At 47.4% G+C, this 16,218-nt stretch carries 14 protein-coding genes; 7 read left to right on the top strand and 7 right to left on the bottom strand.

Annotation, left to right across the window (positions count from 1 at the left end; translation table 11 throughout):
- Positions 1–104: 104 nt before the first annotated feature.
- Entirely contained in the window at positions 105–968 is an 864-nt protein-coding gene (locus LEPBO_RS0112190; RefSeq protein ID WP_017287851.1) for an NHL repeat-containing protein, read from the top strand.
- Positions 969–1,126: 158 nt separating this feature from the next.
- Positions 1,127–1,336, top strand: a complete 210-nt coding sequence (locus tag LEPBO_RS36925; protein WP_239741155.1) for a hypothetical protein — start codon at positions 1,127–1,129, stop codon at positions 1,334–1,336.
- On the opposite strand, the gene LEPBO_RS0112180 is transcribed toward LEPBO_RS36925, so the two are convergent.
- The 3 genes from LEPBO_RS0112180 to pgl all read right to left on the bottom strand — a co-directional run bounded on the left by LEPBO_RS0112180 (position 1,333) and on the right by pgl (position 4,033).
- A complete protein-coding gene (locus tag LEPBO_RS0112180; RefSeq protein ID WP_017287849.1) occupies positions 1,333–1,827 on the bottom strand; it encodes a glutathione peroxidase in 495 nt (164 codons plus the stop codon). The two genes, LEPBO_RS36925 and LEPBO_RS0112180, sit on opposite strands and share 4 nt — an antisense overlap.
- 109 nt (positions 1,828–1,936) lie before the next feature.
- Positions 1,937–3,253, bottom strand: a complete 1,317-nt coding sequence (locus tag LEPBO_RS0112175) for an ABC transporter substrate-binding protein (protein WP_017287848.1) — start codon at positions 3,251–3,253, stop codon at positions 1,937–1,939.
- A 57-nt stretch (positions 3,254–3,310) separates the two neighbouring features.
- Positions 3,311–4,033 carry a 6-phosphogluconolactonase gene (gene pgl / locus LEPBO_RS0112170; protein ID WP_017287847.1) on the bottom strand — a complete coding sequence of 241 codons (723 nt, stop codon included), beginning with the start codon at positions 4,031–4,033 and terminating at the stop codon, positions 3,311–3,313.
- Positions 4,034–4,107: 74 nt separating this feature from the next.
- On the opposite strand from pgl, the gene LEPBO_RS0112165 reads away from it, so the two are divergent.
- The 4 genes from LEPBO_RS0112165 to LEPBO_RS0112150 all read left to right on the top strand — a co-directional run bounded on the left by LEPBO_RS0112165 (position 4,108) and on the right by LEPBO_RS0112150 (position 9,617).
- On the top strand, positions 4,108–5,088 hold the full coding sequence (locus tag LEPBO_RS0112165) for an ABC transporter ATP-binding protein (RefSeq protein WP_017287846.1): 981 nt from the start codon (positions 4,108–4,110) through the stop codon (positions 5,086–5,088).
- On the top strand, positions 5,085–5,903 hold the full coding sequence (locus LEPBO_RS0112160) for an ABC transporter permease (protein ID WP_017287845.1): 819 nt from the start codon (positions 5,085–5,087) through the stop codon (positions 5,901–5,903). Before LEPBO_RS0112165 ends, LEPBO_RS0112160 begins: the two co-directional genes overlap by 4 nt.
- A 2-nt stretch (positions 5,904–5,905) precedes the next feature.
- Complete coding sequence (locus LEPBO_RS0112155; RefSeq protein ID WP_017287844.1) at positions 5,906–6,706, top strand: ABC transporter permease; 801 nt, start codon at positions 5,906–5,908, stop codon at positions 6,704–6,706.
- 154 nt (positions 6,707–6,860) lie between these two features.
- Positions 6,861–9,617, top strand: a complete 2,757-nt coding sequence (locus LEPBO_RS0112150; protein WP_036044560.1) for a zinc-dependent metalloprotease — start codon at positions 6,861–6,863, stop codon at positions 9,615–9,617.
- 1 nt (position 9,618) lies between these two features.
- Here the strand turns inward: LEPBO_RS0112150 and LEPBO_RS0112145 are convergent, their stop codons facing one another.
- From LEPBO_RS0112145 to gatB, 3 genes are all read right to left on the bottom strand, one after another.
- Positions 9,619–10,446 carry an FkbM family methyltransferase gene (locus LEPBO_RS0112145; RefSeq protein ID WP_225903960.1) on the bottom strand — a complete coding sequence of 276 codons (828 nt, stop codon included), beginning with the start codon at positions 10,444–10,446 and terminating at the stop codon, positions 9,619–9,621.
- 16 nt (positions 10,447–10,462) lie between these two features.
- Positions 10,463–11,719, bottom strand: coding sequence for a bifunctional ornithine acetyltransferase/N-acetylglutamate synthase (gene argJ, locus LEPBO_RS0112140; RefSeq protein ID WP_017287841.1), 1,257 nt, complete (start codon positions 11,717–11,719; stop codon positions 10,463–10,465).
- A 394-nt stretch (positions 11,720–12,113) separates the two neighbouring features.
- Positions 12,114–13,625, bottom strand: coding sequence for an Asp-tRNA(Asn)/Glu-tRNA(Gln) amidotransferase subunit GatB (gene gatB, locus LEPBO_RS0112135; RefSeq protein ID WP_017287840.1), 1,512 nt, complete (start codon positions 13,623–13,625; stop codon positions 12,114–12,116).
- A 226-nt stretch (positions 13,626–13,851) separates the two neighbouring features.
- Here gatB and LEPBO_RS0112130 point away from each other — a divergent pair, with 226 nt between their 5' ends.
- The gene (locus tag LEPBO_RS0112130; RefSeq protein WP_017287839.1) at positions 13,852–15,654 is read left to right on the top strand and encodes a serine/threonine phosphatase; all 1,803 of its coding nucleotides are present in this window, start codon (positions 13,852–13,854) and stop codon (positions 15,652–15,654) included.
- On the opposite strand, the gene LEPBO_RS0112125 is transcribed toward LEPBO_RS0112130, so the two are convergent.
- Entirely contained in the window at positions 15,642–16,202 is a 561-nt protein-coding gene (locus LEPBO_RS0112125; protein ID WP_017287838.1) for a uridine kinase family protein, read from the bottom strand. The two genes, LEPBO_RS0112130 and LEPBO_RS0112125, sit on opposite strands and share 13 nt — an antisense overlap.
- Positions 16,203–16,218 lie beyond the last annotated feature (16 nt).

Raw genomic sequence — 16,218 nt, 5'->3', positions numbered from 1 at the left:
GATCCTCGAACACGAAAAAGCGAGCATCATTCAGGTCATGCAGACTTGGATTAGGCACTGTAGCTCTCACAGCTACGCTGAGCCTTAGCCCATCAAAAGCAGCAGTGGCGTTGTCCTACAATCCAACTGGAGTATTCTTTGCAAACACTGGAGTGCCCACCAGTGATCTAGCACTGACAAGCACTGGTGAAATACTTGCAACAAGTTATGATGGCGGTTGGATTCGACGCTACAACAGCAGCGGAGGCTTGCTGTCCCAATTTGGAACAAATTTGAACGGTCCTTGGGGAATTGCAGCAGACAGCACGGGTACAATTTTCGCTGCTAACTTTAATGCTAATGAGTTGCAGCGTTACAACAGTAGTGGAGTGCTACTAGGAAGTACTCCATTCAATGAGCCTGGGGGTATCGCGATCGAGAGCAGTGGAAATGTGTTGGTTTCAAGTTACTCTGCCCCTTCTATCGGTAGATTCAGCAGCACAGGAACTTTCCTAGGCACGTTTACCACATCGAATCTAAGCAATCCACTTGGAATAGCAATCAATAGTGCGACTGGAGAGGTTCTTGTTGCAAACCGAGGATCTGACTCAATCACACGATACGACAGTGCCGGGGTATTTCAATCAACATTGGTCTCAGGCTTACCTGGAGTTATTGATGTCGTTATTGACAGTACAGGGGATGTCTTAGTATCAACCGCTACTTCTGTACAGCGATTTAACGGGGCTGGTGTTTTGCAGCAAACACTTATCCCATTGGGAACAGGAGAGATTGAAGGACTTACTTTGGATGGTACTGGTTCGCTCTTGGCAGGGCAGCGAGATGGTACGATTACTCGCTTTACTGCAATTCCAGTGCCATTTGCGTTCTGCCCACTCTGGGGATTTTTGCCTCTGGGGATTCGTCGTCTCAAGCAGCAATTCTCAAAGCTGCGAAATCGCTCATCGGCGCAGGAGTCGAGTTTTTAGGAACTTAATATTCTGGCACTCAGAATTATGATCGCGATTCTTTTGTTCGGACAGGCACTTTATTTTCAAGCACCATAACTCATGTTATGGTGCTTGATGAACCGTCCGCACAGTTAGATCCGCGATCGCGGATCTAACTGTGCGAATTGCTCGATAGCTTGCCTCTGACGCAGTTAATTGCGACGCATGGCTTAGATTTGGCGTTGGAACTGTGTAAGCGCACGATCGTTTTGAGTCAAGGGCGAGTCGTTTATGATGGCTCGACTGAGAAAGTCATGAGCGATCCTGATTTACTCGCTGAACACGCTCTGGAGCCACCGTTAAGCTACAGTCGCCCTTACTGTCAGTTAGAACACGATCCCGCTTAGAGCAGCGCTTGAATATCTTTTTCGATTTCTTCTGGTTTGGTTGTAGACGGATAACGCTTGACGACCTTACCAGAGCGATCGACTAAGAATTTCGTGAAGTTCCACTTGATTCCTTCAGTTCCAAAGATGCCCGGTGCAGATTTGGTCAAATACTTAAACAGCGGGTGAGCATTGCTGCCATTGACATCGACTTTTTCAAACAAGGGGAATGTCACGCCAAAGCGAGTTTCACAGAAGGATTGAATTTCACTTGCGGTTCCCGGTTCTTGTTGCCCGAACTGATTACAGGGAAATCCCAAAACTGCAAATCCTTGATTCTCAAACTTGTTGTAAATCGATTGTAAGCCTTGATACTGTGGTGTAAATCCACATTGACTTGCAGTATTCACGATCAGCAATACTTTATCTTTGAACGTGCTGAGTGAAACGGGCTGACCTTCTAAGCTATTCGCTGAGAAATCATAAATTGAAGAAGATGCTTGAGCAGTCATAATTTCAAGGTTCAGAACGACACTGCTCTGATCTTACAGGGAGATGGGGAGATAGGGAGATGGGGAAATACACACTCTACTCCCCACTCCCCACTCCCCACTCTTGACACTACGGTTTCACTTTCCCGATCGTTGCCAATTTACCATCATCCTTGACTGTCCAAACATCGTAAGAGCCAACCACATCGCCTGCTGCATCGATATCGACATCACCACTTGCACCCTGGTAATTGATATCTTTGCCCTCTTTCAGCAATGCCAGACCTTTACAAACGTCAGTCACTTCTTCTCCAGGGGCATTCGTGACTTCGCGGAGTTTATCTTTCATCGCTTCACCGCTATTCGACTTCGCTGCCTGTGCCGCTAAAGCTAGAATCGCTGCTGCATCCCAAGCATGAGCCGCATACGCAACTAACGGGCGCTTCTGCTTCTCTTCCCACAATTTTGTAAACGCATCTAAACTCTTGCCACTTGCCCCTGGAACCGTTCCTAACGCCCCAGTCAAAATCGATTTTCCGTCTTGCCCTTTGCCAACTTTATCCACAAAATCTTGAGAATAAACGCCATCCGTCAAGAGAAACTGCGATCGTTTACCCTGCTCATACGCCGATTTGACAATCAAGCTTCCTGTATCCGCATAGAGAACAGCGGCGACAGCTTTCGGATTCCCGGCAAAGGCAGCAGCAGCTTCGGTTTCAACCGTTGTTGCTTTCGGATCATAGCGAGTGGGTCTTGCTTTGTTCAGCACTTTGCCGCCTTGCGATTCAAACGCTTTAACAAACTCCTGTTCAAAGCCAACGCCATAATCGTTATTAATCACGATCGTGCCTGCCGTATCCAATTTGCGCTCGGTCGCCAGTCTTGCTAATGCCTGAGCTTGATAGGTATCAGGGGGAGCCGTTCTTGCCCAATAGCCTTGATATTTACCTTCTTTAGCAGCTTGGGTAAAGACGGGGCTAGTACTTCCTGGTGAAATCAAGACGACTTTATTACGAACCGCGATCGGTAAAGCGGCAGTCGAAACACTACTGGCAAACGAACCGACAACGCCTGCAACTCTCTCTTTCTCAGCAAGGCGGGTCATCCCTTCTGCACCTGCGGCGGGATCAGTTTGATCATCGACACTCACGAGCGTCATCGGCTCACCATTCACACCCCCACAGGCATTGACCGTATCAACCAGCATCGGCACTGAAGCGACCATTTGCTGTCCGACAGACGCAAGATCCCCCGTTGAAGGTAGGAGTGAACCAATCTTGAGACCTTTAGCAGGGGTAGAATTTCCGGACGTTGCTCCTTGACCTTGAGATGTGGGCGGGGCGGATTCTTGGCAGGCAGCCGCCAGAATTCCAACCGTGAGAGTGACGGCAGCAAGGGATAAAGCGCGTCCAAGTTTCAGACGGTTTGAGGAAATCAGGTTGCTCATTGATACAATTCAACTCCTAATCGATGAAGCCGATTGTAAACCCAAGTCTTCCAATATTCAGTTTTCTTTACTGAAATTCGTGGATTGATCCAATAACCACCACAATTCTCCTTGAGGCTGAATCAGCCGCGCTGGATAAGTATCCGTATCAGCTTGATCGGCGAAAATCTGAGTGAGTGCGTGGTGTTTGTTTGAACCTGCGACCATGAAAATGACGGTGCGGGCTGCGTTGATCAGCGGCACTGTGAACGTAATGCGAGGATTGCCGTCTTTGTTGCCCACGGTGATGAGGCGATCGCAGACCTGTAACGCCTGAGTATGCGGAAACAGAGAAGCCGTATGAGCATCATCGCCAATGCCAAGCAAAATCACATCAAATGCAGGGAATTCTCCCGGTTTTGAGTTGAAGAATTTTTTGACTTCTGCTTCGTGTCGATCGGCTGCGATCGTCGGATCAATCGCATCCATCTGCATCGGATGAATATTTTCCGCCGGAATCGGGACGTGATTGAGCCATGCCAGTCTTGCCATACGTTGATTACTATCCGGATGATCGGCAGGAACATAGCGTTCATCGCCCCAAAAGACGTGCAATTTTTCCCAAGGCAAGTCTTGTTGAGCGAGTTTTTCGTAGAGTGGTTTGGGCGTGCTGCCGCCTGCAAGCGCGATCGTTGCAATATTCCGTTCGGCGATCGCACTTTTTAATTTCTCTAAAACGAGTTCGAGAGCACGATCGACTAAAGCAGGGACATCAGACAAAACTTCAATCTGTGGGTTCATAGCGGATTTGTAATACTGCACTCATCAGAATAAGAGAGGATTTATGATTTCTCTGCTGTCTTTAGCTGGACTTTATGTCTCATATCGTTGTCAAAGACCTCAGCAAGACCTTTTACTTATCTGAACGAACATCTGGACTTTGGGGATCAGTGCGGGGACTGTTCGATCGAAAAACGAAAGCAGTTCAAGCCTTAAAAGGTATTTCGTTCTCGGTTGAGCCAGGAGAACTCGTGGGATACATCGGTCCAAATGGCGCGGGCAAATCGACCACGATTAAGATTTTGAGCGGCATTCTCGTTCCTTCAGGTGGCACTTGTTTGATTGGAGGACGGACTCCTTGGAAAGATCGCATTCAGCATGTGGGGCGGATTGGCGTTGTCTTTGGTCAGCGCACTCAGCTTTGGTGGGATTTGCCCGTGATCGAATCGTTTGAATTGCTACGAGATATCTATCGCGTGCCTGAATCGGTTTATCGATCGACCTGCGCAGAAATGATCGAACTCTTGAACTTAGAAAGCCTGCTGAATACTCCCGTGCGGCAATTGAGTTTAGGACAAAGAATGCGCTGTGATTTTGCGGCTGCCATGTTGCATCGACCAGATATTCTCTTTCTCGATGAACCAACGATCGGACTCGATGCAGTTTCAAAATTATCAGTACGGAAATTTATCAAATCCCTGAATCAAGGGCATCAAGTGACGACCATTCTCACAACTCATGACATGGATGATATTGAAGCCCTCTGCGATCGCGTGATCATTATCGGCAATGGTGAGATTCTCTGTGATGGGTCGCTGGCAAAACTGCGATCGCAAGTTTCATCACGTCGCTATCTCAAGATTGATCTCAAAACCGATCAGTTTCAATTTGAAACACCAGGAGTCAGTGTTTTAAATCAAGAAGGTCATACGATCACACTCGCTTTTGATCCGTTGCAAATCTCTGCTGCGACTTTGATTCAGAAAATCACAGAGCGCTATGAGGTTGAGGATTTGTTTGTTGAGAATCCGCCGATCGAGGAAATTGTCGCTGAACTGTATAGAGGTGCAAGATGAATGCTTATCGATCGCTCTTTGTTGCGCGATTTTCGCTCTTACTGCAATATCGCGCCGCAGCTTTGGCAGGAATTGGCACTCAGTTTTTCTGGGGATTGCTGAAAGTCATGGTACTAGAAGCTTTTTTTCAGCAATCGACGACCGCTCAACCGATCACGTTGCAAGAAACATTGGGATATATCTGGCTCGGACAAGCTTTTCTGTTTGCGATCGTGCCTTGGTCGGGCGATCGCGAAATTCAAGAACTGATTCGCTCTGGAGCAGTCGGATATGATTTGCTGCGCCCAACGGATCTGTATAACTTCTGGCTAACTCGTGCTTTAGCCATGCGAACAGCTCCGATCGTACTGCGTGCCTTGCCTTTACTCATCCTGACAATGGTGCTATTCCCGCAAATTGGACTGGCTGAATGGGCATTAGCTCCGCCTCCTTCGGTTGCATCTTTGGGTGCTTTCTTGCTGACTTTCATGGGAGCAATTCTACTTTCTGCGGCTCTCACCATGCTGCTGACCGTTTCAATGATGTGGACACTTTCTGGAGAGGGACTGAATCAAATGGCTCCAACTTTAGTCACCATCTTGTCGGGCATGATTGTGCCATTGCCCTTGTTTCCAGATTGGTTCAAGCCCATTTTGGCAATTCTGCCCTTTTCTGGTTTGCTCGATAAGCCCTTTCGCCTGTTTACAGGCAATCTACCGCCCGAAGCACTGCTCAATGTTTTGCTTCATCAGACCGTTTGGATTGTTGTGCTCATCGGATTAGGGCGATTTCTCGTCAGTCGAGGCGTGAATCGACTGATTATCCAAGGAGGCTAGAGATGAATGCTTTACAGCTTTACTTACGATATATCTCTGTCTCATTTCAAGCTCAAATGCAGTACAAAGTCTCTTTCTTACTGCAACTGATCGGACAATTCGGTGGAACAGCGATCGAGTTCTTTGCTATCTGGACATTGTTCAATCGCTTCAACCAACTTGGAACCTGGACACTGGCTGAAGTTGCGCTGTTCTATGGCACGGTTAACACTGCGTTTGCCTGTGCCGATGCGATCGCGCGAGGTTTTGACCTGTTTGGCAAACTGATTCGAGACGGCGGATTCGATCGCTTATTGCTACGTCCGCGATCGACGGTTTTACAACTTCTCGGAACGGAATTTACCTTAAAGCGAATGGGTCGCCTACTCCAAGGATTAGCGGTGCTAGGTTGGTCGCTCTCTACTTTGCAGATTCCTTTATCTCTGTCTACAGTATGGCTGCTCCTTACCGCTTGGCTCGGCAGTATTGCGCTATTTGTTGGAATTGTGATTGTGCAGGCGACGCTGACCTTTTGGACAATTGAATCGCTCGAAATCATGAATATCCTTACTTACGGCGGAGTCGAAACGGCGCAATATCCGTTTTCGATCTATCGCAAATGGTTCCAGCGATTCTTTACTTTTTTGATTCCGCTCGCTTGTGTCAGCTACTTTCCGCTGCTCGCTGTTTTAAATAAAGCTGCTGAATTTTCAGTCCCGTTGTGGGTGTGTTATGTTTCTCCAATCGCTGGCTTTATTTTCCTAGGGGTCTCACTCAAATTGTGGCGAATTGGCGAGCGGTATTACTGTTCAACTGGAAGTTAATGCTCAGAAGTTCATGCTCAATCCGGGCTAAACCGTGTATCGTAAGTGAGATTAAAAATCTCTTAAATTTTTGATTGATCCCACTCAAGTACGTAAGAGCGGGATAGTATCGATCGAACATCGTCCACGGTTGTCCGAAGAGTAGAGCGCACGAATGAAACGAGCATCAAGGTTCCTGGCTTTTCTGCTGGGGTTAATGTTAGTGATGTTGCCAGCTAGCATTCCCTGGATTGTCCCAAGTATGGGTCAATCCTCCGCTAAACCCGCCCAGAAACCGACTGCTGAGCCAGATCGATCGCAGCTTCGACCGTTTGACGATGTGATCAAAGAAACAAAAACGATCAAAGGATTATTCACGCTCTACCGCAATGAGAAAAACGGGAAACTGTTTGCGGAAATCCTGCCCGATCAGCTAGAACGCAACTATCTGGCTACGATGACGCTCGAATCGGGCATCGGACAGAGTGGAATTTATAGCGGTTTACCGATCGGAGATTTTCTCTTCACCTTCCGGCGAGTCAACAACAATATTCAATTTGTCGTTCCCAATATTTACTTCCGAGCCGAGCGCGGTCTGCCGATTGAGCGATCGATTCAGCGATCGTTTAGCGACTCTGTGCTACAGTCTTTGTCGATTCGGAGTATCCATGCCGAGCGCAAAAGCTTTTTAGTCGAACTCAATCCATTACTCCTCTCTGATCTGCCTGGATTGTTACCCGTTCTCTCTGCAACATTAGGCGGCTCTTACAGTCCAGAAGCAAGCGCTTCGTACTTTGAAACAGTCAAAGCATTCCCTCAAAATGTAGAAGTCGAATCTGTGTTTGGCTTTACAGGCGGAGATAAAGGTGTTGATGCACCCACTTACATCAACACGTTGCCGGACAGTCGAGCTTTTTCGCTGAGAGTTCGCTATAGCTTGTCTCAACTGCCAGAAAATAACGGCTATCGTCCTCGGCTTGCTGACGATCGCATCGGCTACTTTATTACTGCCTATAAAGATTTCACAAACGACAATTCTAGACGACCTTTTGTTCGCTATATCAATCGCTGGAACTTACAAAAGCAAGATCCAGCCGCTCCTGTGTCGAAACCCAAACAGCCGATCGTATTTTGGATCGAAAACAGCGTGCCATTAGAGTATCGCGATGCAGTTCGAGATGGAGCATTGTTCTGGAATCAAGCCTTTGAGAAAGCTGGATTTAAAGATGCGATCGAAGTAAAACAGATGCCTGATCAAGCCGACTGGGACCCGGCAGATGTCCGATACAACACGATTCGCTGGTTCAATAGTAATGATGCAATCTTTGCAATGGGACCATCGCGCGTCAATCCGCTAACCGGTGAGATTCTCGATGCCGACATCATGGTGTCTGCCGACTTTACTCGGGTCATGAAAGAAGACTATCGGACTTTGGTTGAGCAAAACCAAATGCGAACAGCGCCTTTCGTGTCGCAATTAGTCGGAAATGCTAACCTCTGTAACTATGGTATGGCAGCGCGATCACTGGCGCAAACAGCCAAAGCACAAGAAAAGAAACCGATTCCTCGCTTGCGATTCGGATCTCATCTCGGCAACTATCAAGACCTATGTTTTGGCGTCGATACTGCTAAACAATTTGCTGTCGGCAATATGTTTTTAGGAATTATGCAAAATGAATTGCCAAGCAGTCCTGAGCGCAAAGCATTTGCTCAAGAATTCATGCGTGAATTGATTGCTCACGAAGTCGGTCATACTCTAGGACTGCGGCACAATTTCCATGCGAGCGCAATGCTTAAACCAGAAGAGTTAAACAATCCCGCAATTACACAGCAGCGCGGGTTAACAGCTTCTGTGATGGACTACGCACCTGTGAATCTTGCGCCCCTCGGCACAAAGCAAGGCGATTACTTTACCCATCGAGTTGGAGCCTACGACGAATGGGCGATCGAATACGGCTACACCCCGATCGATGCAAAAGTTCCCCAAGCCGAAAAGCGCGAACTCGATAAAATCGCTCAACGTGCTCCGACTCCTGAGCTTGCCTATGCAACCGATGAAGACGTGACAACGCTTGATCCAAAAGTCAACGTCTTCGATCTCAGTGGAGATTTACTGACTTATGCGCAGTGGCAGCTAACGAATGCGCGAGAAATGTGGAATCGAGTCAACCAGCGATTTCCAGTCGAAGGAGATAGTTTTAATGAAGTGCGGGTTGCTTTTAATGCCGTACTTGACTACTACTTCCAGTACTCGCTCTTTTTACCAGAATACATTGGTGGACAGTATTTCAACCGATTCAAAGCAGGAGATGCCAAGGGGAGATTACCCTTTGAGCCAGTCTCCGTTGAGCAACAACGCCAAGCTTTAGCTTTGATTAATCAGTATGTTTTTAGTGAAGAGCCTTTCCGATTTTCGCCGGATTTGCTGAATAAGCTAGCACCTTCTCGCTGGGCACATTGGGGCAGTGAGCCAACCTCGAACCTGGACTATCCGATTCATGACAATATTCTGTTTTTGCAGAGCATTGTTTTGTATGACCTGCTGAACTACGATCGCTTAGCTCGTCTCAGAGATTCCGAATTGCGAGTGCAAGCAGGACAACCAACACTGACGATTCCTGACTTGTTTGACAGTCTGCAATCGAGCATTTGGGGAGAAGTGACCAATCCCAAAGATAATCTCAAACTCTCAGGATTGCGGCGGGCACTGCAACGGCAGTACATGAATGCCATGATTTCGATGATTCTGCGCGAAGTTGAGGTTCCTGAAGATGCTCGCACGGTCGCGCGCTATGAATTGAGAAAATTGCAGAAATCGATCGATCGAGCCATGCGGAAAGTCAATGATCGAGACATTTACACCAAAGCTCATTTAGAAGAAGCACAAGATCGAATTGGCAAAGCCTTAGAAGCACAACTGCGATCGCAGTAATCTAACGAATAGCATACAGATTAAAGACCTCTGTATCTTGAAACATGGGTTCTTGCTCGATCGTAATTTTGCTAAAGCCCTGCTGTTTGAGTAACGTAGCAATTTGGTCAACTCGCTGCGCTCGATTGTGAATTTCAACTACAATTTGCTGAATCTTATGCCAATCTTGTAATTCAATTCCCAGGAGCACATCTAATTCGCTACCCTCAACATCAATCTTCAGCAGATCAATCTGTTGAACGTCGTGATCGCGAATGATGTCAGACAGCGATCGCATCTGGCAACGAACCGACTTGACCCGTAATAGCTGATTCAACTTGAAATTGACCAGCAGCGATCGCAAAAAAGATGGAAATCGTCGTAACAGAGTGATATCAGCGGGTTCATCATCCGATGGGTTGGCAAGTGAAGTCGTGATCGTTTGGCGAATCGTCGATCGGGTTTGTTCCCAAGAGTCAGAGTAAGCCGTCGAGAGAATGGTTAGATTTGGATAGTAATCAAATACAACGGATTTCGATGCTTGCGCGAGTCCACACTCAAACACCTTCATCCTGTTCTGTGGCAGCAGTTGTGCATTGCGCTTTAAAACTTGAAAGACCTCTGGAATCGGCTCAAATGCATAAATCTGTAAATCGTTTTGACACTGCTCAGCCGCCCAAAGGCTAAATAACCCAATATTTGCCCCAACATCAAACAACATGTCGCCTGGATGTAGCTCAATCCCATTCCGAACGTATTGTTGAACCTGTCCATAAACAACAGGCACTTCCTGTTTCCGCAAGTAGTAAACTCGCTTGCCATTCGGAAGTGCCATTGTTGAAATGCCCATTTGCGGAACCCTTTGATCAGGTTGTATACTCCGCGTTGATTTTTACATAGTCATAACTCAGGTCACAACCCCAAGCCTTTCCACTGCCTGAACCATTGCCAATCTTGACTCCAATCACCACAGGCTGATCCAAAACTTGGCGATCGCCGTCTAAATTCTTCGCCGCCTGTTGCTTCAAATATTCATTTGCCGCAACGCGATCGAACGATTGGGGCTGACCATCTTTTAATAACACAAACTCACCAAGCGTAATCTGCAACTCTTCTTGATCAAAAATCACATCTGCTCGTCCTGCTGCTCCCGCAATTCTGCCCCAATTCGGATCGCGTCCAAAAATCGCAGATTTAACTAATGAAGATCCCGCGATCGTTCTTGCAACTTTCCGAGCCGATTCATCATCACTTGCACCCGATACCTGAACTTCAATCAAACAAGTCGCGCCTTCTCCGTCTCTCGCGATCGCTTTTGCCAAATGAATACAGACTTCTGTCAGCATCGCTTCTAATTTATCCGCTTCAGCTCCCGCTTCCGTAATCGCAGGCGTTCTTGACTGACCATTCGCTAAAGCAATCAAACTATCATTCGTACTAGTATCACCATCCACAGTAATTTGATTAAAACTGCGATCGGCAGCTCGACTTAACATTTGCTGCCACAGATGAGAAGACACAGCAGCATCACAAGTGACAAATGCCAACATTGTTGCCATATTCGGGTGAATCATTCCCGATCCCTTAGCAATTCCACCAATCCGAACAGGGCGATCGCCGATCGTGGTTTCTAAAGCAATCGATTTCGTGACTAAATCTGTGGTCACGATCGATTTTGCAGCCGCATCACTTCCGGTTTCACTCAGACTCGCAACCAGATTCGGAATGCCGGATTTCAGCGCATCCATTTTAATGCGTTGACCGATCACGCCTGTTGATGCGAGCAACACCATATCCGAGGAAATATTTAAAGCTTGCGCGACTGCTTGAGCGCTTTCGAGCGCATCGATCATGCCTTGTGCGCCTGTTGCAGCATTCGCCTGTCCTGCATTACAAAGAATCGCGCGAGTGGTGGATTTAGTTTGAAGACGTTCTCGACAGTAATCGACGCAAGCGGCGCGGACTTGACTTGTAGTGAAAACTCCAGCCGCGATCGCGTCTACCTCTGAGACGATGAGAGTGAGATCGGGTAAGCCGGAGGGTTTGAGTCCTGCAGTAATTCCTGCTGCCTTGTAGCCTTTAGGTGCTGTAATACCGCCTGAGATTTGCTGCCAGTCTGCCATGAAGTGTAGCCCTCTCTCTAATTCCTGAACCGCGATTATATCGGGAGTTATGATGGAAGGCTAGTGTTTTGGCGAGGAAATCAGACGCTTCTCTCAGGTTCCATTTTCTGATTTCCTTTGCAAGCCAACTCGGAATTCGGCTTTAAAAAGAAAAAAGGAGGGTCGCGGTTGGCGAGTCCCCCCTGTCATCAGGGTGCATCTACTTATCACAGTATGCCATTAATGGGGTGAGGGGTAAAACCCCTCTCAGCGGATCTTCGTAAAAAATACATGGATCTTTCGATAAGGCTTCACAAAAATCAGTGTTTTTGCGGTGAAGCAAGCACAATGATGCGTTTGATGTGTCTACTGAGTACAAATCGCACTTAGAGCCTGATCAAATTGCGACTTCACCTTAGCCTTGATTCAGCTTCTTTGCCAAGAGTTGATTGGTCAGTTTTGGATCTGCCCGTCCTCCGGTTTCCTTCATCACCTTACCCACAAAGAATCCTAAAAGCTTCGTCTTCCCGGCGCGATACTGTTCTAGCTCATTCGGATTCGCTGCCAGAACGGCATCGATCGCTGCTTCGATCGCGCCCGTATCTGAAATTTGAATCAGTCCTTTCTTCTCGATCAGTTCCTTTGCCGAGCCACCTGTGGTCAGTAATTCTGGCAAGACATCTTTCCCAATTTTGTTACTGATCGTGCCGTCTTCAATCAGGGCAATCAATTCCGCCAAGGTTTCAGGCTGCAATGCCAATTGAGAAATACTCAGTCGCTCCTGATTTAGATAAGCACTGATATCTCCCATAATCCAATTAGCTGCCAGTTTGGGATTTGCTTTCGCTGCGATCGCTGCTTCAAAATAGTCCGCGATCGCTTTGTCCTCGGTCAAGATTCTCGCATCGTAAGCGGATAGCCCTAACTCATCTTCATACCGATGCCGTTTCTGATTCGGCAATTCCGGCAGTTGAGATTTCCACTCTGCTAATTGCGTCGGAGCAACCTCGATCGGACCTAAATCAGGTTCCGGGAAATAGCGATAATCGCTGGATCCTTCTTTGATCCGCATACTAATCGTGCGTTGTGCGCCTTCTTCCCACAATCGAGTTTCTTGAACAATCTTTTCACCGTTCTCGATCGCAGCAATTTGCCGTTCAATTTCGTAATCGATCGCTTTTTGAATGGCGCTAAACGAGTTCATATTCTTGATCTCGACTTTCACACCGAATTCTTCTTGCCCAATCGGACGGACGGACACATTCACATCACAGCGCAGTGAGCCTTCCTGCATGTTGCCATCGCTGACTCCGAGATAGCGCATGATCCGGCGAATTTCTTGCGCATATTCAGCCGCTTCTAATCCGGTACGCAGATCGGGTTCCGAGACAATCTCACACAAAGGCACACCCGCACGGTTGTAATCAACCAGAGAATAGGTTGATCCCGCCAGTCGATCGCTGCCTCCATGCACCAGTTTGCCTGCATCTTCTTCCATATGCAGTCGCGTGATCCCAATGCGTTTTGTCTTCGCTTTGCCGTTTTCATCCAACAGCGGTTTGCCTTTGTTGTCAGTCAGTTCGATTTCGATCCAGCCATGTTCTGCGATCGGCAAATCGTATTGTGAGATTTGGTAATTTTTCGGTAGGTCAGGATAAAAATACTGTTTACGATCGAACTTACTGTAGGGTGCAATTTGGCAATTTAACGCTAGCCCAGCCTTAACTGCATATTCCAGCACTTTCTGATTCAAAACGGGCAATACCCCTGGCATTCCCATGCACACAGGATCGATATTGACGTTCGGATCAGTGGTGAACTTGGTTGAGCTATCGGAAAAAATCTTGGTCTCAGTGTTTAACTGGCAATGAGTTTCAAGACCGATAATCGCTTCATACTGAGTTTTAGCGGGAGCAGCAGTAGTCATGGCAAATCATACGCCTGTAAAAAGGTTTATTCATTTTAAATGATGAAGGTTGATTTAGAAGAGGTAGGGAGTAGGGAGTGGGGAGTAGGAAAAAGAATTTATCCCCTACTTCCCCACTCCCACTCCCCCCACCCGAACCGAGACAACGTAGGCTAAAATTGCTACACCCTGAAAAAGACTGAGTAAGATTGAGAAAACTTCCCGATCGGGAACCGAGGAATTTGGAATGCTGGTTTGCCCTCAATGCCAATTTGAGAACCCAGAAGAGCATAACTTTTGTCAGGCGTGCGGAACTTCATTAGTTGAAAAACCCTGCCCCAATTGTGATGCACTGGTCGATTGGAGTACTTATGAATGCCCAAAATGCGGCGCGATTACGGGAACCGTGCGATCGATAGCAGTCATTCCTCCAGGAGGGACTTGGCAACTTGAGTCACGCTATCAAATTCTCGACGCGACCCAATCGCTGATTCAAGTTCTCGATCGCGAACCGCTCAAACCTGCGATGATTGATGTCCCGCCAACGAGTGCCATACCTTATCTCGAATTAGAACCCTACTTACATCAAATTCTGCCCTTGCTTTACAACGCCTGGCATGAGGAAGAGCGAGACTTTCTGGTGTTAGAAGCGCGATCTCAGTTCACTCAACTCGCTACCTTTCTCAAGCACAATAAGCAAATTCCGATGCTGCAAATTCTGCATTGGTTTTATGAAATGGTGGATCTCTGGGAAGTTCTCGAACCCCATCACCTGACTCAGAGCTTGCTGAGTTTGCCCAATCTTCGACTCGATGAAGATCACCTGCTGTGTCTCGAACAACTGCTACCCAACAGCGCAACTGCGCCGACCCTGCGAAACTTGGGTACAATCTGGCAAACACTGCTTGCTCAATTGACTCAGACTCAATCTGCGTCTTTGCATTTCCTGATTGCTGATCTCTGTACCGAATCTGTTTCCACACCTGACCAATTAAGATCACGGCTAAAAGCGATCGCCCAAGAAACCCAAGCTGATTTAATTGACTCTGAGATTGAGATCATGTCTGACCCACAAGTGCCCGATTTTCCCCAAGCTCCGATTCCCAACTCCGAAGTTCCACCTGAAGAGATCGTCACGGTATTTGCCGATTCGGAGCCAGATTCAGAAGGCGATGATATGCCTACGATCGTGCTGCCGATGCTATTGTTTAGCCTTGACGATGCAGGTCGAACCGATATTGGACGGCAGCGAACTCACAACGAGGATTGCTTCGGGATCGATGCAATCATTGATAAGGTACAGTCTCCTACAGGCAGATTAGTGAAAGCACGTGGGCTGTACATCCTGTGCGATGGCATGGGCGGACATGCCAGTGGAGAAGTGGCAAGCCAAATGGCGCTGGATTCTCTCAGAGCATTCTTCCGGCAATATTGGCGCGAGATTGATGCAGGCAAAATTCCTGCCAAGTTGCCTGCGGCAGATGTCATTCGGGATGCGATTCAGCAGGCGAATAAGGCGATTTATAACGTCAATCAGGAAGGACTAAAATCAGGCAGTGGCAGAATGGGGACGACTCTAGTCATGCTGCTGGTTCAAGATACGGAAGCCGCAGTCGCGCATGTCGGAGATAGTCGCATGTATCGCTATACCCGCAAGCTCGGTTTGCAACAAGTGACGCTCGATCATGAAGTGGGACAACGCGAAATTCTACGAGGCGTTGAGCCTGAAATCGCATACGGTCGCCCAGATGCCTACCAACTGACTCAGGCATTAGGACCACGGGACGAGTATTTTGTGAATCCAGATGTGCAGTTCTTTGAAATTAACGAAGATATGGTGCTCATTCTGGCATCGGATGGCTTAACTGATAATGATCTGCTGGAAACGTATTGGCAAAGCCATATTGACCCAATGTTGAGTTCGCAGACCAATCTGGATCAGAGTGTCGCGAATTTGATTGAGTTGGCAAATCAATACAATGGGCACGACAATATTACCGCGATCGCAGTTCGAGCTAAGGTTCGCCCCAATTTGGATCAGTTGCGGTAGAGATAATCTGCTTTTAAGTCAGGACGATATTTCTCGAAATAAGCACGATCGTTGGGTGTCCAACAATTGATCCAAATTTCGGATTCATCAATGTTGTATTCTGTCTTTCCCCGGTTTAGACCGCGAGCCTGAGCGAGTTCCAAAGGACAATCAACCCAGATTGTGAACCCATAATAGGAGCATAAATCTGGATGGAGTACGCTGATGCCTTCAATGATCAAATAATTTGAGGCAGGAAGCTGTTTTAAGTTTCCTAACTTGCCTTGTTCCCAATCGAAGACTTGATAGGTAATGGGCTGATTTTGATGGGCTGGAATAATGACTTGCTGTCTGAGTCGATCTCGATCGAACACAATCCAATCTTCGGATAGAACATTGCAATCGGGAAGCCAGAATTCGTCGATCGAAACAGTCTCAACGCTTTCTAATTGTTGAGCGAGTTCTCTAGCAAGCGTACTTTTTCCAGAGCCGCCAAAGCCAGAGATGCCAATTAGAAAAGGTGGAGACTGAAACCGCGATCGAATTTGATCTGCAATCTGCAAAATCATATCTATAGCAAAACGG

The sequence above is a fragment of the Leptolyngbya boryana PCC 6306 genome, assembly GCF_000353285.1.
Taxonomy (GTDB): Bacteria; Cyanobacteriota; Cyanobacteriia; order Leptolyngbyales; family Leptolyngbyaceae; genus Leptolyngbya; species Leptolyngbya boryana.
The sequence above is the reverse complement of the archived record's forward strand: the minus strand, read 5'-3'. Positions and strand labels throughout refer to the sequence as shown.